Source organism: Rhizobium sp. SVR5-9E (genome assembly GCF_056755095.1).
In genome coordinates this window covers 1-256 of sequence record NZ_JBNDHS010000523.1, presented here as the reverse complement: position 1 = coordinate 256, position 256 = coordinate 1, and the positions used below count along the sequence as shown (strand labels likewise).

Sequence of the window (256 nt, the reverse complement as noted above, 5' to 3'; positions counted from 1 at the left end):
CACCTGCTATCTCCATTGAGCAGAAATCCACCTCGCATAACCCGCGTTCAACGGTTGGTACGATTACCGAAATTCATGACTACCTGCGTCTGCTGTATGCACGCGTGGGTGAGCCGCGCTGCCCGGATCACGACGTCCCGCTGGCCGCGCAGACCGTAAGCCAGATGGTGGATAACGTGCTGTCGCAGCCGGAAGGCAAACGCCTGATGCTGCTGGCACCCATCATTAAAGAACGTAAGGGCGAGCACACTAAAAC

General features: G+C 57.0%; 1 protein-coding gene. It reads left to right on the top strand.

Annotation, left to right across the window (positions count from 1 at the left end; translation table 11 throughout):
- Window positions 1–256 (top strand): hypothetical protein (locus ACPYOJ_RS35895; protein ID WP_481420464.1); only part of this gene is annotated, 256 nt, incomplete at both ends.